This window comes from Streptomyces sp. NPDC002536, assembly GCF_053594995.1.
The window spans coordinates 15,576-37,786 of sequence record NZ_JBSFWU010000009.1 but is presented as its reverse complement, the minus strand read 5'-3'; the positions used below and the strand labels follow the sequence as shown (position 1 = coordinate 37,786).

General features: G+C 70.6%; 21 protein-coding genes. 15 read left to right on the top strand and 6 right to left on the bottom strand.

The window, feature by feature from the left end:
* Window positions 1-4 precede the first annotated feature (4 nt).
* From trpM to ACWD4B_RS05625, 6 genes are all read left to right on the top strand, one after another.
* Entirely contained in the window at window positions 5-157 is a 153-nt protein-coding gene (gene trpM, locus ACWD4B_RS05650; RefSeq protein ID WP_451419563.1) for a tryptophan biosynthesis modulator TrpM, read from the top strand.
* 40 nt (window positions 158-197) lie between these two features.
* Window positions 198-1,445, top strand: a complete 1,248-nt coding sequence (trpB, locus tag ACWD4B_RS05645; RefSeq protein WP_451419562.1) for a tryptophan synthase subunit beta — start codon at window positions 198-200, stop codon at window positions 1,443-1,445.
* Window positions 1,445-2,260 (top strand): tryptophan synthase subunit alpha, encoded by an 816-nt coding sequence (gene trpA / locus ACWD4B_RS05640; RefSeq protein ID WP_451419561.1) that lies wholly within the window; start codon window positions 1,445-1,447, stop codon window positions 2,258-2,260. The genes trpB and trpA overlap by 1 nt, the downstream gene beginning before the upstream one ends.
* A gap of 65 nt (window positions 2,261-2,325) precedes the next feature.
* Window positions 2,326-3,117 carry a DsbA family protein gene (locus ACWD4B_RS05635; protein WP_451419560.1) on the top strand — a complete coding sequence of 264 codons (792 nt, stop codon included), beginning with the start codon at window positions 2,326-2,328 and terminating at the stop codon, window positions 3,115-3,117.
* Between the two features lie 88 nt (window positions 3,118-3,205).
* Window positions 3,206-3,460: a hypothetical protein gene (locus tag ACWD4B_RS05630; protein ID WP_451419559.1), complete on the top strand. Its 255-nt coding sequence runs from the start codon at window positions 3,206-3,208 to the stop codon at window positions 3,458-3,460.
* Window positions 3,457-3,831, top strand: coding sequence for a PIN domain-containing protein (locus tag ACWD4B_RS05625; RefSeq protein WP_451419558.1), 375 nt, complete (start codon window positions 3,457-3,459; stop codon window positions 3,829-3,831). Before ACWD4B_RS05630 ends, ACWD4B_RS05625 begins: the two co-directional genes overlap by 4 nt.
* 25 nt (window positions 3,832-3,856) lie before the next feature.
* Here ACWD4B_RS05625 and ACWD4B_RS05620 read toward each other — a convergent pair whose 3' ends face one another.
* The gene (locus ACWD4B_RS05620) at window positions 3,857-4,891 is read right to left on the bottom strand and encodes a serine hydrolase domain-containing protein (RefSeq protein ID WP_451419557.1); all 1,035 of its coding nucleotides are present in this window, start codon (window positions 4,889-4,891) and stop codon (window positions 3,857-3,859) included.
* Between the two features lie 391 nt (window positions 4,892-5,282).
* On the opposite strand from ACWD4B_RS05620, the gene ACWD4B_RS05615 reads away from it, so the two are divergent.
* Window positions 5,283-6,329, top strand: coding sequence for a hypothetical protein (locus ACWD4B_RS05615; RefSeq protein WP_451419556.1), 1,047 nt, complete (start codon window positions 5,283-5,285; stop codon window positions 6,327-6,329).
* Between the two features lie 70 nt (window positions 6,330-6,399).
* Here ACWD4B_RS05615 and ACWD4B_RS05610 read toward each other — a convergent pair whose 3' ends face one another.
* The gene (locus tag ACWD4B_RS05610; protein WP_336412514.1) at window positions 6,400-6,597 is read right to left on the bottom strand and encodes a hypothetical protein; all 198 of its coding nucleotides are present in this window, start codon (window positions 6,595-6,597) and stop codon (window positions 6,400-6,402) included.
* Window positions 6,598-6,780: 183 nt separating this feature from the next.
* Window positions 6,781-6,909 carry a hypothetical protein gene (locus ACWD4B_RS05605; RefSeq protein WP_451419555.1) on the bottom strand — a complete coding sequence of 43 codons (129 nt, stop codon included), beginning with the start codon at window positions 6,907-6,909 and terminating at the stop codon, window positions 6,781-6,783.
* A gap of 264 nt (window positions 6,910-7,173) precedes the next feature.
* On the opposite strand from ACWD4B_RS05605, the gene ACWD4B_RS05600 reads away from it, so the two are divergent.
* Together ACWD4B_RS05600 and ACWD4B_RS05595 are read left to right on the top strand one after the other, a co-directional pair.
* Window positions 7,174-8,451: a hypothetical protein gene (locus ACWD4B_RS05600; protein WP_451419554.1), complete on the top strand. Its 1,278-nt coding sequence runs from the start codon at window positions 7,174-7,176 to the stop codon at window positions 8,449-8,451.
* Window positions 8,452-8,480: 29 nt separating this feature from the next.
* Window positions 8,481-9,014, top strand: coding sequence for a GNAT family N-acetyltransferase (locus tag ACWD4B_RS05595; protein WP_451419614.1), 534 nt, complete (start codon window positions 8,481-8,483; stop codon window positions 9,012-9,014).
* Window positions 9,015-9,020: 6 nt separating this feature from the next.
* On the opposite strand, the gene ACWD4B_RS05590 is transcribed toward ACWD4B_RS05595, so the two are convergent.
* Window positions 9,021-10,103, bottom strand: coding sequence for a glycosyl hydrolase family 18 protein (locus ACWD4B_RS05590; protein ID WP_451419553.1), 1,083 nt, complete (start codon window positions 10,101-10,103; stop codon window positions 9,021-9,023).
* 68 nt (window positions 10,104-10,171) lie between these two features.
* On the opposite strand from ACWD4B_RS05590, the gene ACWD4B_RS05585 reads away from it, so the two are divergent.
* Window positions 10,172-11,152 carry a hypothetical protein gene (locus tag ACWD4B_RS05585; protein ID WP_451419552.1) on the top strand — a complete coding sequence of 327 codons (981 nt, stop codon included), beginning with the start codon at window positions 10,172-10,174 and terminating at the stop codon, window positions 11,150-11,152.
* A 97-nt stretch (window positions 11,153-11,249) separates the two neighbouring features.
* On the opposite strand, the gene ACWD4B_RS05580 is transcribed toward ACWD4B_RS05585, so the two are convergent.
* Complete coding sequence (locus tag ACWD4B_RS05580; RefSeq protein WP_451419551.1) at window positions 11,250-11,993, bottom strand: DJ-1/PfpI family protein; 744 nt, start codon at window positions 11,991-11,993, stop codon at window positions 11,250-11,252.
* The gene (locus tag ACWD4B_RS05575) at window positions 11,990-12,976 is read right to left on the bottom strand and encodes a GlxA family transcriptional regulator (protein ID WP_451419613.1); all 987 of its coding nucleotides are present in this window, start codon (window positions 12,974-12,976) and stop codon (window positions 11,990-11,992) included. The genes ACWD4B_RS05580 and ACWD4B_RS05575 overlap by 4 nt, the downstream gene beginning before the upstream one ends.
* A gap of 199 nt (window positions 12,977-13,175) precedes the next feature.
* Between ACWD4B_RS05575 and ACWD4B_RS05570 the strand changes: the two genes are divergently transcribed.
* The 5 genes from ACWD4B_RS05570 to ACWD4B_RS05550 all read left to right on the top strand — a co-directional run bounded on the left by ACWD4B_RS05570 (window position 13,176) and on the right by ACWD4B_RS05550 (window position 22,202).
* Complete coding sequence (locus ACWD4B_RS05570) at window positions 13,176-13,982, top strand: methyltransferase domain-containing protein (RefSeq protein ID WP_451419550.1); 807 nt, start codon at window positions 13,176-13,178, stop codon at window positions 13,980-13,982.
* 61 nt (window positions 13,983-14,043) lie between these two features.
* On the top strand, window positions 14,044-14,934 hold the full coding sequence (lgt, locus tag ACWD4B_RS05565) for a prolipoprotein diacylglyceryl transferase (RefSeq protein WP_451419549.1): 891 nt from the start codon (window positions 14,044-14,046) through the stop codon (window positions 14,932-14,934).
* 189 nt (window positions 14,935-15,123) lie between these two features.
* On the top strand, window positions 15,124-15,855 hold the full coding sequence (locus tag ACWD4B_RS05560) for a VIT1/CCC1 transporter family protein (protein ID WP_451419548.1): 732 nt from the start codon (window positions 15,124-15,126) through the stop codon (window positions 15,853-15,855).
* A 334-nt stretch (window positions 15,856-16,189) separates the two neighbouring features.
* The gene (gene gltB, locus ACWD4B_RS05555; RefSeq protein WP_451419612.1) at window positions 16,190-20,749 is read left to right on the top strand and encodes a glutamate synthase large subunit; all 4,560 of its coding nucleotides are present in this window, start codon (window positions 16,190-16,192) and stop codon (window positions 20,747-20,749) included.
* Window positions 20,742-22,202 carry a glutamate synthase subunit beta gene (locus ACWD4B_RS05550; protein ID WP_451419547.1) on the top strand — a complete coding sequence of 487 codons (1,461 nt, stop codon included), beginning with the start codon at window positions 20,742-20,744 and terminating at the stop codon, window positions 22,200-22,202. Before gltB ends, ACWD4B_RS05550 begins: the two co-directional genes overlap by 8 nt.
* The last annotated feature ends 9 nt before the right edge of the window (window positions 22,203-22,211 follow it).

Genomic DNA, 22,211 nt, shown 5'->3' with positions numbered 1-22,211 from the left:
GGCGATGCGGGCGTACGCGCGACTGGCCCGGGGGTGCCGCCCCCGGGGCTGCCGTGCGCCCGCGCGGCGCGTGCTGGGACGGCGCGTGCGGTACCACATCGGCTGTGAGCCGGGGCAGATCAACGGGATGCGATGGCGTCGTTCAGCTGCGCTGTAGCTGATCCTTGCCATCCATCCCAGTACCCCAGGAGACAGCTGTGTCCTCCGAGTTCTTCATTCCCGATCCCCAAGGTCAAGTGCCCGACGCACAGGGCTACTTCGGGGCGTTCGGCGGAAAGTTCATCCCCGAGGCCCTCGTCGCCGCCGTCGACGAGGTGGCCGCCGAGTACGAGAAGGCCAAGGCCGACCCGGCCTTCGCCGCCGAGCTCAACGACCTGATGGTCAACTACACCGGGCGTCCCAGCGCCCTCACCGAGGTGCCGCGCTTCGCCGAACACGCGGGCGGCGCCCGGGTGTTCCTCAAGCGCGAGGACCTCAACCACACCGGCTCCCACAAGATCAACAACGTCCTCGGCCAGGCCCTGCTCACCAAGCGCATGGGCAAGACCCGCGTCATCGCCGAGACGGGCGCCGGCCAGCACGGCGTCGCCACCGCCACCGCCTGCGCGCTCTTCGGCCTCGAGTGCACCATCTACATGGGCGAGGTCGACACGAAGCGCCAGGCGCTGAACGTCGCCCGGATGCGGATGCTCGGCGCCGAGGTCATCGCGGTCAAGTCCGGCAGCCGCACGCTGAAGGACGCCATCAACGAGGCCTTCCGCGACTGGGTCGCCAACGTCGACCGCACGCACTACCTGTTCGGCACGGTCGCCGGGCCGCACCCCTTCCCGGCCCTGGTGCGCGACTTCCACCGCGTCATCGGCGTCGAGGCGCGCCGCCAGATCCTGGAGCGCGCCGGCCGGCTGCCTGACGCCGCCCTCGCCTGCGTCGGCGGCGGCTCCAACGCCATCGGCCTCTTCCACGCGTTCCTCCCCGACGCCGGAGTCCGCCTCGTCGGCTGCGAGCCGGGCGGCCACGGCGTGCCGACCGGCGAGCACGCGGCCACCCTCACCGCGGGAACTCCCGGCATCCTGCACGGCTCGCGGTCGTACGTCCTGCAGGACGAGGACGGCCAGATCACCGAGCCGTACTCGATCTCGGCGGGCCTGGACTACCCCGGCATCGGCCCGGAGCACTCGTACCTGAAGGACATCGGCCGCGCCGAGTACCGCGCCGTCACCGACGACGAGGCCATGCAGGCGCTGCGCCTGCTGTCCCGCACCGAGGGCATCATCCCGGCCATCGAGAGCGCGCACGCCCTCGCGGGCGCGCTCGAGGTCGGCCGTGAACTGGGCCCGGAGGGCCTGCTCCTGGTCAACCTCTCCGGGCGCGGCGACAAGGACATGGACACGGCGGCCCGTTACTTCGGGCTGTACGACAACGAGGGCGCCGAGGGGGCGAAGTGATGACCGGAAACCTGGAGTTGCTGAGCGGCGTCATCGCCCGGGCGAAGGCGGAGAACCGCGCCGCCCTCGTCGGCTACCTGCCCGCCGGCTTCCCGACCGTCGACGACGGCGTGCGCGCCGTCACCGCGATGATCGAGGGCGGCTGCGACATCGTCGAGGTCGGACTGCCACACAGTGATCCGGTCCTGGACGGCCCGGTCATCCAGACCGCGGACGACATCGCCCTGCGGGGCGGGGTGCGGATCAAGGACGTCATCGACACCGTCCGCCGGGCGCACGCGGCAACCGGCGCACCCGTCCTGTGCATGACGTACTGGAACCCGGTCGACCGCTACGGCACCGAGCGGTTCGCCGCGGACCTCGCCGCCGCCGGGGGAGCGGGCTGCATCCTGCCCGACCTCCCGGTCGAGGAGTCCGAGGTGTGGCGCAAGGCCGCCGAACAGCACGGCCTGGCCACGGTGTTCGTGGTCGCGCCGAGCAGCCGCGACGAACGCCTTGCCAAGATCACCGCGGCGGGCAGCGGCTTCGTCTACGCCGCCTCGCTCATGGGCGTCACCGGCACCCGGGAGTCCGTCGGCCGCGAGGCCGAGGACCTGGTGCGGCGCACCCGCGCCGTCACCGACCTGCCGGTCTGCGTCGGCCTGGGCGTCTCCAACGCCCGGCAGGCGGCGGAGGTGGCCCGGTTCGCGGACGGCGTGATCGTCGGCTCGGCGTTCGTCAAGCGCCTGCTGGACGCACCGGACCTGGAGTCGGGCCTGGCCGCGGTACGCACCCTCGCGGGTGAACTGGCGGAGGGCGTGCGCAAGCGCGCGTAACTCGTTCGAAGGAACCGGCGGCCGGGGGAGTCCTGAGGGGCTCCCCCGGTTCGTTGTAACCGGACGTGAGCCAGAAGAACAGCGACGGAAACGGAAAGCGCAGCGCCCGCGAGCGCCTGCAGGAACAGCGCCGGATCGAAGAGTCCCGCGCCAAGCGCAAGCGGACCCTGATCGCCGCTGTCGTGGTGGTGGCGGTCCTCGGCGCGGGCGCCGGCATCGCGGCCCTGGTGGCCAACTCCGGCAAGAAGAAGCAGGGCACCGGCACCTCCGGCCCGCTCGTCGCCCCCCAGAGCGCCATGGGCAAGGACAACCTGGCCATCCCGGTCGGCGAGCAGGAGGCCAAGGCCACGCTCACCGTCTACGAGGACTTCCGCTGCCCCGCGTGCGGCCAGTTCGAGAACGGCTACCGCGAGACGGTCAACGACCTGGAGAAAAAGGGCCAGCTGAAGGCCGAGTACCACATCGTCACACTCATCGACAAAAACCTCGGCGGCACGGGCTCGTTGAACGCCGCCAACGCGGCGGCCTGCGCCCAGGACGTGGGCATGTTCAAGCCGTACCACGACACGCTGTACATGAACCAGCCGCAGGAGACGGACGACCAGTTCGCGAAGAAGCCACGGCTTCTCGAACTGGCGGGCAAGGTCAAGGGTTTGAACACGGCGGAGTTCAAGAGCTGCGTGGAGGACGGGACGCACAACAGCTGGGTGAAGAAGTCCCAGCAGTCGTTCGGCGCATCGGCGTACAAGGCGACGCCGACGGTTCTGCTCAACGGCAAGAGCATTTACGCGGACCCGGCGAATCCGCTGACCCCGGCGAAGCTGCGGGAGATGGTGGCGGGGGCGCAGAAGGGGTGAGGCCGGAGGCCTGGGCAGGTTGCTTTTGCGCTTTTGCGTGTTTTCCGTTCCCGACCCGCCGGTGTTCTACCCGCGGTAGAATCGGGTCATGAGCAAGCCGACGAGCATCAAGACCAGCGAGGCGGTGCGTGATCGTCTGCGGGTTCTCGCGGACGAGCGAGGCACGACGATCACGGAACTGCTGGAGGAACTCGCCTCGCGTGAGCTCACCGAGGCCGAGCGGGAGCAGCGCGCCGTCCAGGCGGCGCGTGAGCTCGGCATCGAGTACACCGAGCCTGTCCAGCAGGCGGGCCAGGACGCCTGGGAGAAGATCCGCGCCCACCAGGGCAGCGTGGCCGCGTGAGCCTGACAGCCGTACTCGACCACACAGCCCTGGCGGCTCTGTACCGCGCGGATCCGTTCTTCACCGGCTTGTACATCGAGGCGTCGCGAGGCACGGGCCGTGTTCTGATCCCCTCCCTGTCCGTCCTTGCTGCCGAGCGTGGGGTACCCGGGGCAGGGGCGCACGCAGCTTCGCTGCGCTTCGCGGAGAGCGTTCCGTTCACGACAGTGCACGCTGTGGAGGCGATGGCATGGCAGAAGACGGATTGGTCGGTCGCACACGCGGCGGCCATTGCGTGGCAAGCTGCCAAGACGGGCGAGCCTGTCACCGTACTGTCGCTCGCCCCTGAGTCGTACGCAGAGACCGGGATCGCTCCGCTGAACCCAGCGTGAGTGCGGGCGGCAGCGATGCCCCTGCTCAGCCGGCCGACACCGTCTTCAGCGCCAACGCCCGCAGCGGTGCGATCCGTGTCCGTGCCGCGCCGAAGTAGACCGCGTTGGTGCAGATGACCAGGTAGCGGCCCGCCTCCGGGTGGAGGTAGAGGCTGGTGCCGGTGAAGCCGTGGTGGTAGGCGACTTGGCCGTGGCCGGTGAGGGCCCACGACAGGCCGCGTTCCAGGCCCGGTTCGATCTCGGCCTGGGGGACCAGACTTGCGTGCAGCCACTCGCCCAGCGCGGACGACCGGTGGCCGTGGGACGTCAGGAGCCGCTCCGCGTAGCTCGCGAGGTCGGCGGGGGTGGAGAAGACGCCCGCGTGGCCCGCGATGCCGCCCAGCAGGGCGGCGTTGTCGTCGTGGGCGGCGCCCCAGATGCGGGGTGCGCCGGGCAGGCGCTGTTCAGTCGGGGCGACGTGTGCGCTGCGCGAGACGGGGCCGTAGACCGTGGACGCCATGCCCAGCCCGTGCCACATCTCGGCCGCGAGCTCGTCGAGACGTCTCGCGTGGATGTGGGCGAGGGCCAGGCCCAGGAGGATGTAGCCGCGGTTGATGTAGCGGTGGGTGCCGGGGGCGTCTTCGAGCGGCTCGCGGCAAAGGAGCTCGTGCAGTGGGGCGTTGGCGCCCCGGTAGTGGTCCAGGCGCGTGGAGGCGCGCAGGCCCGACGTGTGGGCGAGCAACTGCCGGATCGTCGACTCGCCGCCGGGTGCCTCGCCGCTCATCGCGGGGAGCGCGTCGCGGACGGGCGCGTCGAGGTCGAGCAGCCCGGCGTCGACGGCGCGGCCGACGAGGAGCCAGGTGGCGACGACCTTGGTGAGGGAGGCGAGGTCGTAGACCGTGTGCTCGTCCGGAGCGGCGTCCCCGCACTCGGGGGCGACTACGCCCGCGGTGACGATGTGCCGGTTCCCGTCGGCGGTACCGGCGATGATGACGCCGCCGGGGGTGGCCCCGGCGGTGACCACGTCGGCCAGGGCCTCGCGGAGGCGGGTGATGTCGTCGGGGGTGAACGGTGCGGGCATGGGGGCCTCCGGGGGCGGTGGTGCGGGGGTGCTGTCTGCCCTCAGGGTGGCGAGTCCGGTAGCCGGACGGCCGGAGCCGCGCCGGTGGCGCTGCGTGCGGCCTTGCCGTTTGACCGGTCCCGCATCCGACGCTGAGTAAGTGCGGGTCGTCCTCGCTCTCTCCCCCTTCCACAACTGACAGATGACGCTTCGGACGGGGTCGCCTACCGAGCGCGACCGATACGTCTAGAGTTGCCGCTCATCCGGCAAGTCCTTTGATCCGAGTAATACGAGAGAGCGTGCGGTGACATCCGAACGACCCCTGCCCGACGACATCTGGGAGCGCTTCGCCCAGGACGACGAGCGCTCCATCCGTGAATCCGCCCCCAAGGAGCCGTCCGCGCGGGCCCGTATGGTCACCGAGCGGCTCCGGCGGGAGGACGAGAAGCGGCAGAAGGAGTCGCGCGGCCACAAGTGGCGCAAGGCTGCGGCCCCGCAGCAGCCCGACGGCTGGCGTAGCGGGCCCGCGTGGCAGGAGATGAACGGGCGGGCCGCGCGGAAGAAGCGGATTCTCGGCGGCATAGGCGTCGTGGCCGCCGCCGCGGTCACGGTGTTCGTCGTCAACCCCGGCATGGTCGCCTCCTGGCTTCCCGGCGGCTCTCACAAAAAGGCTGCCGCGCCTCTGCCCGCAGAGACCGCGCGCCCCACCGGGGCTCCCGGCGCGGCCTCCGGTGCCCCGACCCTCAGCCGGCCCTTCGCCGGGTCGCCGGCCGAGCAGTACGCCGACGGCGCGGCCGGCATCGTCGTGCCCGAGGCCGCGTCCGTGGGCACGATGTCCAAGGAGCAGGTCGCCTCGGCCCTTGCCGCGACCAAGGACTTCCTCGTCGCCGCCAACCTCGACCCCGCGACCGTCCGCGGTGGACGCCCGGAGGCGGCGATCGCTCTCGTCGATCCGCAACAGGGCGATGTGCTCGACAAGATGAACACCGCCCTGAGCAAACCCGACCGGAATCACGACCCGCTCCAGTTCTTCAGTCGGTTCGACCCCAACGAAGTGAAAATGGTGGGGGATATCGTCAAGACCCGGGGTCGGATGACATTCAAGGAAGGCCCGGAAGGCTCGGTGGCCGTGCACGCCGATTACACCTTCGTCTACCCGACGACGAAGAAGGCCGAGGGTTCCCGGGAAGTGGAGCGCACCATCGTGCGCCGGGTCGTTGACACCGAGGTTGTCGACCCCGGCCGTTTTCAGGTGACGCCGGGCAAACTGACTCTCACCTCTTTTCAGGTGGACTTCGCCAATTCCAAGTGCGCTGTCTATGACGGGTTCCTGCATCCGGAATTCGGTTCGGAGGGCCGTCAGGAGCCCGATGCCACCGGTTCCCCTGTCGACCCGTACGACCGCAGTCGTGAGCTGGAAAGCGGCGGGGGCCGGTGCGGGACCGTCACGCGTACGTGAACCAGCCGGGGGCCAGTGGCCCCCGCCCGACTGCCCGAGCTTCAGCTCGCAGTTCAGCCGTAGGCTTCGATCACGCGTATTCGTCTGCTGAACCACCGTGCTGGTCCTGCGGCCAGGCGATCCGGCAGTCGAGACACGTGAGCCTCCACTGATCGTCACCCGTGTCGGGGTGCTTGGCCTTGGTCAGAATCACGCCGGTGCCCTGGCACTTGACGCATCGGACAGGAGTGTTCTGCGGTTGGTACGGGCGGTACGCGTCAGCGCTCATGCGCGCAGTGTGGCACTTGCGTCACCCACTCCAAGTTCCTTGCTGCTGCGGGGATTTGGGATTGCGCTCGACAATTCGACCGGTCATTCGAGACGACCCCGCCTGGTCGTGACCGGTGGCAGCCGGACGCCACAGAACGCCCTGAGGTGGACGGGCAGCGGTGGGAACCGCCGACCACTGGCCTCACTCCGCCGCCCCGGTCGGCCGCACGGCAGTGATCTCCGCTCGCCACTCGAAGCCACCGCCGGGCGGCAGTAGCCACACGCAGGACGGCGACTCCTCGTAGCGGTACGGCTCCCCGAAGCCACGCACGATGCCTTCGCGATCTGTGGTGCTGTCGAGCACACGAACGCCGAGTCGAAGCCATGATGGCAGTGTCTCCGAGTGCCTACTGCTCACAGTCTGCTCACGTCCTTCTTCCGTCGTTGTGCAGCTCCGAACGGTGCACCACCAGTGCACTGCCTGAGTGGGCGTTGTGGGCTACCGGGTACCGGACGTTCAGGCGGACGTTTTCCTGCCGCAGCAGAAGCCAGGTCACTACGGTGTGAGGCAACGTGATCGTGGAAGGGGGGATACATGGCGGGCAAAGCCATGAACCCGCTGGTGCGGTTGCGGCAGACTGCCGGGTATACCCAAACGACCTTCGTGGCCGCGTTCGCCGAAGAAGCCGTGCGCCTCGGCATCGGCGCATCGGTGAGCGTGCGGCAGCTACGACGCTGGGAACGCGAGGCGCCCCCGCCGCTCCCTCACCCGAGCCAGCAGGTCGTGCTGGAGGCATTCTTCGGCGTGCCGCTGGCCGAGATGGGGTTCGACGTACCCCGGCATCGCATGACTGTCTCTGCGCCCATTGGCGGCTCTCGGGGAGTGAAGCGACGGACTTTCGTCGCCGATGCCGGGGCGCTCGCCGCGGCATCGCTTGTTCCTGTTCGACCGGGTCCACGGATCGGTGCGTCGGACATCGCCCGACTGCGTGAGAGGCTCGACGGCCTGTACCGGACGGATCACACGGCGGGCAGCCTGCCGGCCATGACTCAGGCGAATCGCATCGTGGACGAGATCACCGGCGCCCTAGGGACCGCTTCGTACACCGGCCGCATCGGACGCGAACTGCAGGCGATGCTCGCGGAATTGCATGGCCATCGTGCTTGGTACGGCTACGACGGCGGACGCATTGACCAAGGACGCGCCGCGTGCATGGAGGCTCTCGCGGCGGCACAGCTCGTCGACAGCCCGTTGCTGCAAGTCTCCGTGCTGGAGACGCTCGTGCTCCTTGCGGTCAAGGCGGAACGGGCATGGGAGGCTGCGAGCGCGGTCGAGCACGCTCACCGGCTCGCCACGCGCGCAGGGGCCGGGAACACGGTGCACTTGGTGATCGCCCTGCGAGAAGCCAACGTGGCCACCCATTCGGGAGACCTGGCCGGAGCGCGCCGTGCCCTGAGCCGGGCCATCAGCCATCAGGGGCGTGCTGACACGGATGTCGAAGTGCCGAACTGGGCGGGCTTCGCAGGCCCGTTCGAGGTCGATTACGCCACGGCGGACATGTACGTGCGGGCTGGGCAGCCCAAACGTGCCCTGCCGTTTCTCCGCGCTGCTGTTCTCGGCATCGGCAGCGATTTCGCGCGTAACAGCGCCTCGTACCGCGTGAGACTTGCAGGCGTGCTCCTCGACGCCGGGGAAGTCGATGAGGCCTGTACGGAAATGGATGCGGTTCTCGCGGCGTGCGGCGGCATCTCCTCCCCGCGCTTGTCGGGCAGGATTCGGGAGTTCGGGCGAGCCGTTACGGGCGTGGACAGCACCGCGGCCCGTGAATGCGGCGAGCGCATCCGCCAGGCAGTTCGAGGGAGCACGACGTGACGCAGCAAGAGCCCATCAATGTAGAGCGCATGGACGGAACGGCTGCTGCGCAGGCCGAGGATGCGTTCAGACTGATCTATGCCGACGCGTTCGCCGAACCGCCCTACAACGAGACCGCGGATGATGTTGCGGCCACCTTCAAGCGCTTCCGCTCCCAGACCCGCAAGGCCACCTTCCGCGCCACCCTGGCCCGCACCGAGAGCGGAGAGCCGGTCGGCATGGCTTACGGCTATCCGCTCGGTCCCAACACGGGCTGGTGGGACCAGCTGACCGAGCCCGTGCCCGCCGACATGCGGCGCGAGGACGGGCACCGCACCTTCGGGCTCATGGAGCTTGCCGTACGTGCTCCGTGGCGTGGACAGGGGATTGCGCGCCGCCTGCACAACACACTGCTCGACGGTGTCGAAGCCGAGCGGGTGTTGCTCAACGTCCACCCGGACAGCGAAGCAGCATCGGGCGCCTACCGGGCATGGGGCTATTGCAAAGTGGGTGATGCACGCCCTTGGGAGGGCGCGGACCTTCACGATGTGATGCTGCTCGATCTGGGCCGACCGGGTGCGTAGGAATGGTCATTTCGCCGAGAACCACGGATTCCCGCCCAGCGCCCACACCGACACATGCCGCACCCCCAGCCGCCCCAGCAACGCCAGCCGCGCGTCCATGGCCGCCCCGTCCATGGCGTCGTACAGCACCCCACCACCGCTCCAGCGGATCTCGCCCGAGCCCGAGTCGCGGCGTTGCCGTACCACCTCCGCGTCGTCCGACCAGCCCGGCCGCTTGCGGAGTTCGGACACCGGGACGCTGTCCTGGATCTTCTTCGTGTCGCACGGATCCGGTGCGCTGAAGCCGTACGAGGGGAGGCCGATGACGAGCTTGTCCTTGTCCAGCACCTGCTTCTGCGCGTACGCCACCGCCTCGCGTACCCACCCCTCCGGGGCGATCGCCCAGCAGTGTTCGCCGGCCGGGGTGGCGAAGACGCGGCCGTAGGTCATGACGGTCAGCTGGTCCACGCCTGTCCCCATCACCCTTGCGAAGCTGAACGGCGAGTCGCCGTCGTGCAATTCCGCCGGGGCGTCCACCTGGAGCTTCAGGCCTGCGGCGTGCAGGCTGCGGGCCAGCTCCGACAGGAACGTCTCGTAGGCGGCCTCGTCCTCCTCCGACCAGTTCCAGAAGTCCTCGAAGTCCACGTCCACGCCCGTGAAGCCGATGCGGCGGGCAAGGTCCGTCATTTTCCCGATCGCCGTGGCGCGGCGATCCGCATTTCCCACCAGTGCCGCCACCGTGCCGCGGTCCATCGCCGAGACCGTCGTGTACTGCTGCGCCGAATGCGCCTTCACATCGGCCGCGTTCGTCTCGCTGAAGCCGTTGCAGGGGGCGTCCCCGTCGGTGGTGTGGAGGGTCAGGGTGCCTTCCGGATCCACCTTCCAGTACTCGGGTTTGAGGACTCCCTCGCGCAGGCGCCCGTCCCGGTACTCGGTCGGAGCCTCGCATGTCGGCTCCCCTTGCGAGCCGGGGTAGATCCATGCCTCCAGGGCCGGTCTCGCGGCTTCGCCGTTCCGGGAGGGGACCGGTGACGCGCAGGACGCGAGGCCTGCGGTGAGGGCGATCGCTGCGGCCGTGCGCAGGGCTTGCTGTCGATGGGCTGTGAACATGTGTCTAGAGTTACCGCGCCCACCTGACAAGATCCCCCACAGGGACCTCGCAGAGAAAGAACAGCACCGTGACAGTCGAACCACCCGAGCCCGAGAGACCTCCCGTCCCCAACGGCTGGCGCACCGGCCCCGCGTGGCGGGAGATGAGCGGGAAGGCAGCACGCGACCGCTGGCTCGTTCGCGGTTTCGGCACCGCTGCCGGCCTCGCCGCGGCGGCGGTGATCACCTTCAACCCCGGCAACGTCCTCTCCCACCTCCCCGGACAGGGGGACAAGGTGGAGAAGACGACGGCGGCCGCGCTCCACCGCCCCATACCCACCCTCGGCCACCCCTTCGTCGGCTCGCCGGCCAAGGAGTACGCCGACGGGGACGCCGGGATCGTCCTGCCCGAGGCCACGGCCGTGGGCGGCCTGCCGAAGGAGCAGGTCGCCTCCGCCCTCGCCACGACCAAGAAGTTCCTCGTCGCCGCCAACCTCGACCCCGCGGTCATACGTGGCGAACGACCTGAAGCAGCCATCGACCTGGTCGAACCGCATCAGAAGAACACGATCGCGAACATGGCCGCCTCCTTGACCTCGCCCGACCAGAAGCACGACCCGCTGCTGTTCTTCAGCCGCTTCGATCCGCACGAACTGCGCCTGGCGGGCGGGACCGTCAAGACCCATGGGCGGATGACGTTCGAGGCGGGGCGGAAGAAGGGGTCCGTCCTCGTTCACTGCGACTACCTCTTCGTCTACCCGGTCATGAAGACGTCCGAGAAGCCGAAGCCGTCCGCCGAAGTGGCGCGCACCGTCGTGCGGCGCGTGATCGACACCGAGGTCTTCGATCCCGATCACTACAGCGTGACTCCGGGCAAAGTGGACCTGCACTCCGTCCAGTTGAACGTCGGCAACTTCCGCTGCGGCGTCCACGACGGATTCCTGCACCCCCACTTCCGCTCCGAGCACCGGAAGGCGGCGGACCAGCCCTCCGGCGAGGCCGTCGATCCCTACGACCAGAACCGTCAACTGCCCGGTCAGCAGCAGTGCAACCGGACCACCCGCACCTGAGCGCTCCGCCGGCGGGGCGGTTCGTCGGCTGTGGGCCGACTGTAGTTGCTCGCGCAGTTCCCCGCGCCCCTTCGGGGGCGCGAGATCACACCGGACTTCACATCTGTGAATCCGCCAGCAGCTTCAGTGCCAGCGCCTTCAGCTCCGGATCCGCCTTCGTCGCGTCGCCCGCGTCGAACGGCGGGCGCGGTGCGTACTCCACCGCCAGCTGGGCCGCCCTCGCCGTCGTCTCACCGGCCAGCAGGGACGCCAGGTACAGGGCCATGTCCAGGCCCGCCGAGACCCCTGCCGCCGTGACGATCCTGCCCGAGCGGACGTACCGCTCGGGCACGTACGTCACGGGGAAGTGCGACTGAAGATAGTCCGCCGACGCCCAATACGTCGTCGCCCGGCGTCCGTTCAGCAGTCCCGCCGCCGCCAGGACCAGTGCCCCCGTGCACACCGAGGTCGTCCACCGGCTGTGCCGGTGGATCCGGCGGATCCAGTCCAGCAGCGGCCCGTTGCCCATCGCCGCCACCGTGCCGCGGTTGCCCGCGCCGGGGACGAGGAGCACGTCCAGGCGGTCGACCTCCGCGATCGCGCGGTCGGCCAGCATCGCCACCGCCCCCGTGTCCGTGCGGACCGGGCCCCGGCGCTCCGCGATCATCGTCACCTTTGCGCCCGGCAGGCGGGACAGCACTTCCGCCGGGCCGGTGGGATCCAGCAGGCTGTAGCCGTCGTACAGCAGGATGCCGATGTCCGGTTCCGGGCTCGGGCGGCTGCCCGGGGCCGCAGCGAGTGCTGCTCCCGCTGCCGTTCCGCGCAACAGCGTTCTGCGCGTCATCACATGCGAATGCGTCATGCCCCCGCACTCTTCCGCCCCGAACCCGCCCGTGCCCGCGGCATGTCCGGCATCCTGCGAATCTCGTCCCCGCCCGCGCCGTACCGCTCCAGGAACGCCTGCCGCAGCGTCTCCGCCGAACCGAATCCGCACCGGCGGGCGATCGCTGCCAGCGGCAGGCAGCTCGTCCGCACCAGGTGTGCCGCCGCCTCCGTGCGCGCCGTCCGCACGGCCCGCGTCGGTGTCGTGCCGAGGTGTTCGCGGAACAGGCGCGTCAGATGCCGCGTGCTCACCCCGGCCCGGGCCGCGAGCGCGCCGGGGGACAGGTCCTCGGTCAAGTGGCCTGCGACGTACCCGAGAAGGTCCCGCACCACGCGGTTCCCCGGCGGCGGTGCGGACAGGAACATGCTGATCTGGGCCTGGTCGGCCGGGCGGTGCAGGTACGAGACCAGCTCGCGGGCGACCGTGCGGGCCAGGGTGGGCCCGTGGTCGTCCTCGATCAGCGACAGGGTCAGGTCGAGCGCGCTGGTGACCCCGGCCGACGTGTAGACGTTGCCGTCGCGGATGTACAGCGGCCCCACGTCGACGGCCACCTCCGGGTGCCGGGCGGCGAGTTGCTCGCCGTACGCCCAGTGCGTGGTCACCCGCCGGTGGTCCAGCAGCCCGGCCGCGGCGAGTACGTACGTACCGGTGCAGACGGACGCGATGCGGCGGCTGCGTGCGGCCAGCCGCCGGACCTGGGCCAGCAGCCGCTCGTCCGTCGCCGCCTCGCGGAACCCGCTCCCGCCCACGACGATCAGCGTGTCCAGCGGCCCGGTCACCGTCTCCAGCCCGCGCGCCGCCCCCAGCACGATCCCGGCCGAGCTGCGTGCCGCCCGGCGGCCGAGGGTGCCCAGTTCGATGCCGTAGGGCGGGGTCGCGCCGTAGCGGTTGGCGATGTCCAACGCCCCGCTGGGGCAGGCGATGTCGAGGATCTGCGCGTCGTCGTAGGCCACGATGAGCACGCGCCGGAGGGTGGTCATGGTGGTCATGGGGCCGATCCCATCACGCCCCGCGGGAGCGCCGGGAACACGCATCCGACGCGCACCGGGACGCCCTCTGCGGGCGCCAGTTCGTACTGGTCCCGAGCCCCCTCATCAACCCGGGTGATGCTGTTGCCCAGCCACTGCCCCACCCGTACCTCAGACCATACGATCACCCGCCATGGCTCAACACCCCCTGCCGCGTCCCTGGTCGGACGTCGACGCCAGCAACGACCCCGCTCACCTCGTGGACACTCTGCGGCGGCGCGCGGGGTCCTCCTTCCACGCCGGCTACAAACAGCGCCTGCGGGCGCTGCTCCGCGCCCGGCCCGGGCAGCGGTTCCTCGACGTCGGCGCCGGGACCGGCGAGACCGTGCTCGCCCTGGCCGCCGAGAGCGGGGCGCAGGTCGTCGCCGCCGACCTGTCGCTGACCATGGCCGGTGCGATGCGGGCGGACGGGGTCCGCGGGCCCGTCGTGGCCGACGCCCATCATCTGCCCTTCCGGGAGGGGAGTTTCGACGGCGCCTGGGCCGATCTCGTGCTGCAGCACGTGGCCGACCCCGCCCGGGTCGTCGACGAGATGCTGCGGGTCGTGCGGCCCGGCGGGCGGGTCGTGCTGGCCGCCATCGACTACGGGACCCAGGTGCTGGACATCGGGACGCCGGACCTCGCCCGCCGGATCCTGCGGCTGCGCGTCGACCCGGGCGTGCGCGGCGGGGCGCTCGCGCACCACCACCCCGGCATGCTGGCCGAGCGCGGCCTGGCCGACGTCGCCGTGGAGGCGCACGCCCTCGTCGTCCGCGACCCCCGGAGCGTCGACCACGTCCTCGGCATCCGCGACTGGGCCCGCACGGCCGCCGATCAAGGGCACATCACTTGTGCCGAAGCCGCCGATTTCACCGCGCACTTCGATCATGCGGCCGCCACGGGGCGTTTCACCTATGCCGTGACGTTCTTTCTCACCTCCGCGACGGCGGGACTACCGTGAGTGCAGAGGGTGACGGGCGCCCTGGGACTCGGACGCCGCACAGGGTAGGTTCGTAGCTGTCATGGAACTCGCATACATTCCCAGCCCCTCGACCGGCGTGGTCCATCTGGGACCGATCCCGCTGCGCGGCTATGCCTTCTGCATCATCATCGGCGTCTTCGTCGCGGTCTGGCTCGGCAACCGGCGCTGGATCGCGCGCGGCGGGCGGGCCGGGACCGTGGCCGACATCGCCGTGTGGGCGGTGCCCTTCGGGCTCGTCGGCGGCCGGCTCTATCACGTGATCACCGACTACGAGCTGTACTTCAGCCCCGGTCGGAACTGGGTCGACGCCTTCAAGATCTGGGAGGGCGGCCTCGGCATCTGGGGCGCCGTCGCGCTCGGTGCGGTCGGCGCCTGGATCGGCTGCCGCCGCCGCGGCATCCCGCTGCCCGCCTACGCGGACGCCATCGCGCCGGGCATCGCCGTGGCCCAGGCCATCGGGCGCTGGGGCAACTGGTTCAACCAGGAGCTCTACGGCCGGCCGACGGACCTGCCGTGGGCGCTGAAGATCGACGCCAACCCCGCGATCGGGCGCGTGGCAGGCACGTACCACCCGACGTTCCTGTACGAGTCGCTGTGGTGCCTCGGCGTCGCCGCCCTCGTCATCTGGGCCGACCGCCGCTTCACGCTCGGCCACGGCCGGGCCTTCGCGGTCTACGTCGCCGCGTACACCGTCGGCCGGTTCTGGATCGAGTACCTGCGCGTGGACGACGCGCACCACGTGTTGGGCCTGCGGCTCAACGACTGGACGTCGATCCTGGTCTTCCTCGCCGCCATCGCGTACATCGTCGTCTCGCTGAAGCGGTCGCCCGGGCGCGAGCCCGTCGTGGAGCCCGCCGCCCTCGACGAGGGCAACGAGGGCAACGGGGCCTCCGGTGGCACCACGCCGGAGCCCGCCGACAAGAAGCTCTGACGCAAGTCCGCATGCGCCGTCCGTGGCCGGTCCGGTTCCCCCGGGCCGGCCACAGACGTTTTCGGGCGTAAACCCCCAGGTCAGGCAGGCCTTCCTTGCTAGCGGATCACCGCGCTCGTGCGTACCTTCGACTCATGAGAGGGGTGGGCGTACGGGCCTGTGCCCCGTGGAAGGGAGCCCCCGAAGATCATGGCCGTCCTCGACACCGCTGCAGCCACGCACATAGCGCACCGTGACAATCACACCCACCGTGACGTCAACGGCGGCTGGCTGCGGCCGGCCGTGTTCGGGGCGATGGACGGTCTCGTCTCCAACGTCTCGCTGATGAGCGGCGTCGCGGGCGGCAGCTCCTCGTCGAGCGCCATCGTGATCGCCGGGCTGGCGGGCCTCGCCGCCGGTGCGTTCTCCATGGCGGCCGGCGAGTACACCTCCGTCGCCTCGCAGCGCGAACTCGTCCTCGCCGAGCTGGACATCGAGCGCAGTGAGCTGCGCAAGCACCCCGTCGACGAGCTGGAGGAGCTCGCCGCGCTGTACGAGTCGCGGGGCGTCGAGCCGAAGCTGGCCCGCGAGGTCGCCCGGCAGCTCTCGCGCGACCCCGAGCAGGCGCTGGAGATCCACGCCCGCGAGGAGCTCGGCATCGACCCCTCCGACCTGCCCTCGCCGACGGTGGCCGCCGCCTCGTCGTTCGCTTCCTTCGCCCTCGGTGCGCTGCTGCCCCTGCTGCCGTACCTGCTGGGTGCCACGCAGCTGTGGCCGGCCGTCCTGCTGGCGCTGCTGGGGCTCTTCGGCTGCGGGGCCGTGGTGGCCCGGGTGACGGCGCGGTCCTGGTGGTTCAGCGGGCTGCGGCAGCTGGTGCTGGGCGGTGCCGCGGCCGGCGTGACGTATCTCCTGGGTCTTGCCTTCGGCACGGCCGTGGGGTAATGCTTATGCGGGCTTCCGCATAATCCCCGTGTTACCCCGCTGTTTCCCCGTGCGGTTTCAAGCCCTCCGCATCCGGGCACAATCCCGGAACGCAGCGCGGGCAGTGCCGCCCGCGTGCGTGCGTCCGGTGTCTCCGGGCCTGGTGATCCCACGGTTGCGGAGCACCGCTTCTCCCAGCTCCTGCGGTCCGCATGGTCCACATCGTGGACTGCACCTTCCGCTTTTCGAGAAGCGGGCCATCCTGTAATCTGCTCGAAATTTTCTCGCGGAGGGCCAGCGTCGTCCCTCGGCACATGCACACGTCATGACTGCCAAGACGACGACGGGAGCGCCGATGCGCCACGCATCCCACCCCGCCCAGCAGGGGATGTACGACCCGCGCAACGAGCACGACGCCTGTGGCGTGGGCTTTGTCGCGACTCTCACCGGCGAGGCGAGCCACGCCCTCGTGGAACAGGCGCTCACCGTCCTGCGCAACCTGGAGCACCGCGGCGCCACCGGCTCCGAGCCCGACTCCGGCGACGGCGCGGGCATCCTGATGCAGGTCCCCGACGCCTTCCTGCGGGAGTCCGTCCCCTTCACGCTCCCCGAGGCCGGCTTGTACGCCGTCGGCATCGCCTTCCTGCCGGCGGATGCCGACGCCGCGGACGCCGCCGTCTCGCGGATCGGGACGATCGCCGCCGAGGAGGGGCTCACCGTCCTCGGCTGGCGCGAGGTCCCCGTCGCGCCCGGCCTGCTGGGCAACAGCGCCCGCGCCACGATGCCGGACTTCCGGCAGCTGTTCGTGAGCGACGCCGGTGGCACCCGCAGCGGGATCGCCCTCGACCGCAGGGCCTTCGTGCTGCGCAAGCGCGCCGAGCGCGAGGCGGGCGTCTACTTCCCCTCGCTCTCCGCCCGCACCCTCGTCTACAAGGGCATGCTCACCACCGCGCAGCTGGAGCCGTTCTTCCCGGACCTCTCCGACCGCCGCTTCGCCACGGCCATCGCGCTCGTCCACTCGCGCTTCTCCACCAACACCTTCCCCTCCTGGCCGCTCGCCCACCCCTACCGCTTCGTCGCCCACAACGGTGAGATCAACACCGTGCAGGGCAACCGCAATTGGATGCGGGCGCGCGAATCCCAGCTGGGCTCCGAGCTGTTCGGCTCCGACGAGAAGGCGCTGGAGCGCACCTTCCCCGTCTGTACCCCCGATGCCTCCGACTCCGCCTCCTTCGACGAGGTCCTGGAGCTGCTGCACCTCGGCGGGCGTTCGCTGCCGCACAGCGTGCTGATGATGATCCCCGAGGCCTGGGAGAACCACGCCTCCATGGACCCGGCCCGGCGCGCCTTCTACCAGTACCACTCCACGCTGATGGAGCCCTGGGACGGCCCGGCCTGTGTCACCTTCACCGACGGCACCGTCGTCGGCGCCGTTCTCGACCGCAACGGCCTGCGCCCCGGCCGGTACTGGGTCACCGACGACGGCCTGGTCGTGCTCTCCTCCGAGGTCGGCGTCCTGGACCTCGACCCCGCCAAGGTCGTCCGCAAGGGGCGGCTGCAGCCCGGCCGGATGTTCCTCGTCGACACCGCCGAGCACCGCATCATCGAGGACGACGAGATCAAGGCCTCCCTCGCGGCCGAACAGCCCTACCGGGAGTGGCTGGAGGCCGGTCTGATCGACCTCGGCGAGCTGCCCGAGCGCGAGCACATCGTGCACACCCACGCCTCGGTCACCCGCCGCCAGCAGACCTTCGGCTACACCGAGGAGGAGCTGCGCGTCATCCTCGCGCCGATGGCCAAGTCCGGTGCGGAGCCGATCGGTTCGATGGGCACGGACTCGCCCATCGCCGCGCTCTCGGAGCGCCCGCGGCTGCTCTTCGACTACTTCACCCAGCTCTTCGCCCAGGTCACCAACCCGCCGCTGGACGCCATCCGCGAGGAGCTCGTCACCTCGCTGGTCTCCTCGCTGGGCCCGCAGGGCAACCTCCTGGAGCCGACCGCGGCCTCCTGCCGCAGCGTCACCCTGCCCTTCCCGGTGATCGACAACGACGAGCTGGCCAAGCTCATCCACATCAACGCCGACGGGGACCTGCCGGGGCTCAAGGCCGTCACCCTCTCCGGTCTGTACCGGGTGAGCGGCGGCGGCGAGGCGCTCGCCGCCCGGCTGGAGGAGATGTGCGCCGAGGCCGACGCCGCCATCGCGGCCGGCGCCCGGCTGATCGTCCTGTCCGACCGGCACTCCGACGCCGAGCACGCGCCGATCCCCTCGCTGCTGCTCACCTCCGCCATCCACCACCACCTCATCCGCACCAGGCAGCGCACCCACGTGGGCCTGCTGGTCGAGGCGGGCGACGTGCGCGAGGTGCACCACGTCGCGCTGCTCATCGGCTACGGGGCCGCGGCCGTCAACCCCTACCTGGCCATGGAGTCCGTCGAGGACCTGGTCCGTGCAGGGACGTTCCTGCCGGGCGCCGACCCCGAGACCGCCATCCGCAACCTGATCAAGGCCCTCGGCAAGGGCGTGCTCAAGGTGATGTCCAAGATGGGCATCTCCACCGTCGCCTCCTACCGCGGTGCCCAGGTCTTCGAGGCCGTCGGCCTCGACGAGGCCTTCGTCGACGCCTACTTCCACGGCACCACCACCAAGATCGGCGGCGCGGGCCTGGACGTCGTCGCGAAGGAGGTCGCCGCCCGGCACGCCAAGGCCTACCCGGCCACCGGCATACCGGCCAGCCACCGCCGGCTGGAGATCGGCGGCGAGTACCAGTGGCGCCGCGAGGGCGAGCCGCACCTCTTCGACCCGGACACCGTCTTCCGCCTCCAGCACTCCACCCGGTCCCGGCGCTACGACATCTTCAAGCAGTACACGCAGCGCGTGAACGAGCAGTCCGAGCGGCTGATGACCCTGCGCGGCCTGTTCTCCTTCGCGAGCGGCCGCACCCCCGTGCCGCTGGACGAGGTCGAGCCCGTGGCCTCCCTCGTCAAGCGCTTCTCCACCGGCGCGATGTCCTACGGGTCGATCTCCCAGGAGGCCCACGAGACCCTCGCCATCGCCATGAACCGGCTGGGCGCCAAGTCCAACACCGGTGAGGGCGGCGAGGACCCCGAGCGTCTCTACGACCCCGCGCGCCGCTCCAGCATCAAGCAGGTGGCCTCCGGGCGCTTCGGCGTCACCAGCGAATACCTGGTCAACGCCGACGACATCCAGATCAAGATGGCCCAGGGCGCCAAGCCCGGCGAGGGCGGCCAGCTGCCCGGCCACAAGGTCTACCCGTGGGTCGCGAAGACCCGGCACTCGACGCCCGGCGTCGGGCTGATCTCCCCGCCCCCGCACCACGACATCTACTCCATCGAGGACCTTGCCCAGCTCATCCACGACCTCAAGAACGCCAACCCCGCGGCCCGCATCCACGTGAAGCTGGTCTCCGAGGTCGGCGTCGGCACGGTCGCCGCGGGCGTCTCCAAGGCGCACGCGGACGTGGTCCTCGTCTCCGGCCACGACGGCGGCACCGGCGCCTCGCCGCTGACCTCCCTCAAGCACGCGGGCGGCCCCTGGGAGCTGGGCCTCGCCGAGACCCAGCAGACCCTGCTGCTCAACGGGCTGCGCGACCGCATCGTCGTGCAGACCGACGGCCAGCTCAAGACCGGCCGCGACGTGGTGATCGCCGCGCTGCTCGGCGCCGAGGAGTTCGGCTTCGCCACCGCCCCGCTGGTCGTCTCCGGCTGCGTGATGATGCGCGTCTGCCACCTGGACACCTGCCCCGTCGGCATCGCCACCCAGAACCCGGTGCTGCGCGAGCGGTTCAGCGGCAAGGCCGAATTCGTCGTCAACTTCTTCGAGTTCATCGCCGAGGAGGTCCGCGAGCTCCTCGCCGAGCTGGGCTTCCGCACCCTGGAGGAGGCCGTCGGCCACGCCGAACTCCTCGACGTCACCCGGGCCGTGGGCCACTGGAAGGCCCAGGGCCTGGACCTGCAGCCGCTGCTGCACGTGCCGGAGCTGCCCGAGGGCGCCGTCCGCCACTGCATCACCGACCAGGACCACGGCCTGGCCAAGGCGCTCGACAACCAGCTGATCAAGCTCGCCGCCGACGCCCTCAACGCCGTGGGCGCCGAGGAGGCCCGGCCCGTCCGGGCCCAGGTGCCCATCCGCAACATCAACCGCACCGTCGGCACCATGCTCGGCCACGAGGTCACCCGGAAGTACGGCGGTGCGGGCCTGCCCGACGACACCATCGACATCACCTTCACCGGCTCCGCGGGCCAGTCCTTCGGCGCCTTCCTGCCGAACGGCGTCACGCTGCGCCTGGAGGGCGACGCCAACGACTACGTCGGCAAGGGCCTCTCCGGCGGCCGCGTCGTCGTCCGCCCCGACCGCGGCGCCGAGCACCTCGCCGAGTACTCCACCATCGCCGGCAACACCCTCGCCTACGGCGCCACCGGCGGCGAGATGTTCCTGCGCGGCAGCGTCGGCGAGCGGTTCTGCGTCCGCAACTCCGGTGCCACCGTGGTCTCCGAGGGCGTCGGCGACCACGGCTGCGAGTACATGACCGGCGGCCGGGCCGTCGTCCTCGGGCCCACCGGCCGCAACTTCGCGGCCGGCATGTCCGGCGGCACGGCCTACGTCGTCGACCTCGACCCCGACAACGTCAACAAGGAGCTCGCCGCCGCCGTCGGGCCCCTCGACGACGCCGACCGGGCATGGCTGCACGATGTGGTGCGCCGCCATCAGGAGGAGACCGGCTCGACCGTCGCGGCCGCCCTCCTCGCCGACTGGGACACGGCCGCGACCCGCTTCGGCAAGGTCATGCCGGCCACCTACAAGGCAGTGCTCGCCGCCAAGGACGCCGCCGAGCGAGCAGGTCTCTCCGAGACCGAGACCCACGAGAAGATGATGGAGGCGGCGACCCATGGCTGACCCGAAGGGCTTTCTGACCACCGACCGCGCCGTCGCCCGCACCCGCCCCGTCGAGGAGCGCGTCCGGGACTGGAACGAGGTCCACGTCCCCGGCTCCCTGCTGCCCGTCATCAGCAAGCAGGCCGGCCGCTGCATGGACTGCGGCATCCCGTTCTGCCACAACGGCTGTCCGCTGGGGAACCTCATCCCCGAGTGGAACGACTACGCCTACCGCGAGGACTGGCGCGCCGCCGCCGAACGGCTGCACGCGACCAACAACTTCCCCGAGTTCACCGGCCGGCTGTGCCCCGCACCCTGCGAGTCCGCCTGCGTGCTCGGCATCAACCAGCCGCCCGTCACCATCAAGAACGTCGAAGTCACCATCATCGACAAGGCCTGGGAGGCCGGCGGCGTCACCCCGCAGCCGCCCGAGCGGCTCTCCGGCAAGACCGTCGCCGTCATCGGCTCCGGCCCGGCCGGCCTGGCCGCCGCCCAGCAGCTCACCCGGGCCGGCCACACGGTCGCCGTCTACGAGCGCGCCGACCGCATCGGCGGCCTGCTGCGCTACGGCATCCCCGAGTTCAAGATGGAGAAGCGCCACATCAACCGCCGCATCGAGCAGATGCGCGCGGAGGGTACCAAGTTCCGTACCGAGGTGGAGATCGGCCGCGACATCGGCGCGGCCGAACTGCGCCGCCGCTACGACGCCGTGGTGATCGCCGCGGGTGCCACCACCTCCCGCGACCTGCCGGTGCCCGGGCGCGAGCTCAAGGGCGTCCACTTCGCCATGGAGTACCTGCCCGTCTCCAACAAGGTGCAGGAGGGCGACTACGTCGCCCCGACGATCACCGCCGAGGGCAAGCACGTCGTCGTCATCGGCGGCGGCGACACCGGCGCCGACTGCGTCGGCACCGCCCACCGCCAGGGCGCGGCCTCCGTCACCCAGCTGGAGATCATGCCCCGGCCCGGCGACGAGCGGAACGCGAACCAGCCGTGGCCGACGTTCCCCATGCTCTACAAGGTGACCTCGGCCCACGAGGAGGGCGGCGAGCGGATCTACTCCGTCTCCACCACGCACTTCGAGGGCGACGAGGACGGCAACGTCCAGTGGCTGCACCTGATCGAGGTGGAGTTCAAGGACGGCAGGCTGGAGCAGAAGCCCGGCACCGAGCGGCGCATCCCGGCTCAACTGGTCACCCTCGCCATGGGGTTCACCGGGACCGACCGGAAGAACGGGCTCGTCGAGCAGTTCGGCCTGGAGCTGGACGCGCGCGGCAACATCGCCCGTGACGCCGACTTCGCCACCAACGTCCCCGGCGTCTTCGTCGCCGGCGACGCCGGGCGCGGCCAGTCGCTCATCGTGTGGGCCATCGCCGAGGGCCGCTCCGCCGCCCGCGGCGTGGACCGCCACCTCACCGGGAGCAGCACCCTGCCCGCTCCCATCAGGCCGACGGACCGGGCCCTGAACGTCTGACCCGGCCCG

What these genes read in the sequence shown, in the direction of transcription:
- trpM (WP_451419563.1), top strand. Translation starts at nt 5, where the DNA reads ATGCGGGCGTACGCGCGACTGGCCCGGGGGTGCCGCCCCCGGGGCTGC.
- trpA (WP_451419561.1), top strand. Translation starts at nt 1,445, where the DNA reads ATGACCGGAAACCTGGAGTTGCTGAGCGGCGTCATCGCCCGGGCGAAG.
- ACWD4B_RS05630 (WP_451419559.1), top strand. Translation starts at nt 3,206, where the DNA reads ATGAGCAAGCCGACGAGCATCAAGACCAGCGAGGCGGTGCGTGATCGT.
- ACWD4B_RS05620 (WP_451419557.1), bottom strand. Translation starts at nt 4,891, where the DNA reads ATGCCCGCACCGTTCACCCCCGACGACATCACCCGCCTCCGCGAGGCC.
- ACWD4B_RS05615 (WP_451419556.1), top strand. Translation starts at nt 5,283, where the DNA reads ATGGTCACCGAGCGGCTCCGGCGGGAGGACGAGAAGCGGCAGAAGGAG.
- ACWD4B_RS05610 (WP_336412514.1), bottom strand. Translation starts at nt 6,597, where the DNA reads ATGAGCGCTGACGCGTACCGCCCGTACCAACCGCAGAACACTCCTGTC.
- ACWD4B_RS05600 (WP_451419554.1), top strand. Translation starts at nt 7,174, where the DNA reads ATGGCGGGCAAAGCCATGAACCCGCTGGTGCGGTTGCGGCAGACTGCC.
- ACWD4B_RS05595 (WP_451419614.1), top strand. Translation starts at nt 8,481, where the DNA reads ATGGACGGAACGGCTGCTGCGCAGGCCGAGGATGCGTTCAGACTGATC.
- ACWD4B_RS05590 (WP_451419553.1), bottom strand. Translation starts at nt 10,103, where the DNA reads ATGTTCACAGCCCATCGACAGCAAGCCCTGCGCACGGCCGCAGCGATC.
- ACWD4B_RS05580 (WP_451419551.1), bottom strand. Translation starts at nt 11,993, where the DNA reads ATGACGCATTCGCATGTGATGACGCGCAGAACGCTGTTGCGCGGAACG.
- ACWD4B_RS05570 (WP_451419550.1), top strand. Translation starts at nt 13,176, where the DNA reads ATGGCTCAACACCCCCTGCCGCGTCCCTGGTCGGACGTCGACGCCAGC.
- lgt (WP_451419549.1), top strand. Translation starts at nt 14,044, where the DNA reads ATGGAACTCGCATACATTCCCAGCCCCTCGACCGGCGTGGTCCATCTG.
- ACWD4B_RS05560 (WP_451419548.1), top strand. Translation starts at nt 15,124, where the DNA reads ATGGCCGTCCTCGACACCGCTGCAGCCACGCACATAGCGCACCGTGAC.
- gltB (WP_451419612.1), top strand. Translation starts at nt 16,190, where the DNA reads ATGCGCCACGCATCCCACCCCGCCCAGCAGGGGATGTACGACCCGCGC.
- ACWD4B_RS05550 (WP_451419547.1), top strand. Translation starts at nt 20,742, where the DNA reads ATGGCTGACCCGAAGGGCTTTCTGACCACCGACCGCGCCGTCGCCCGC.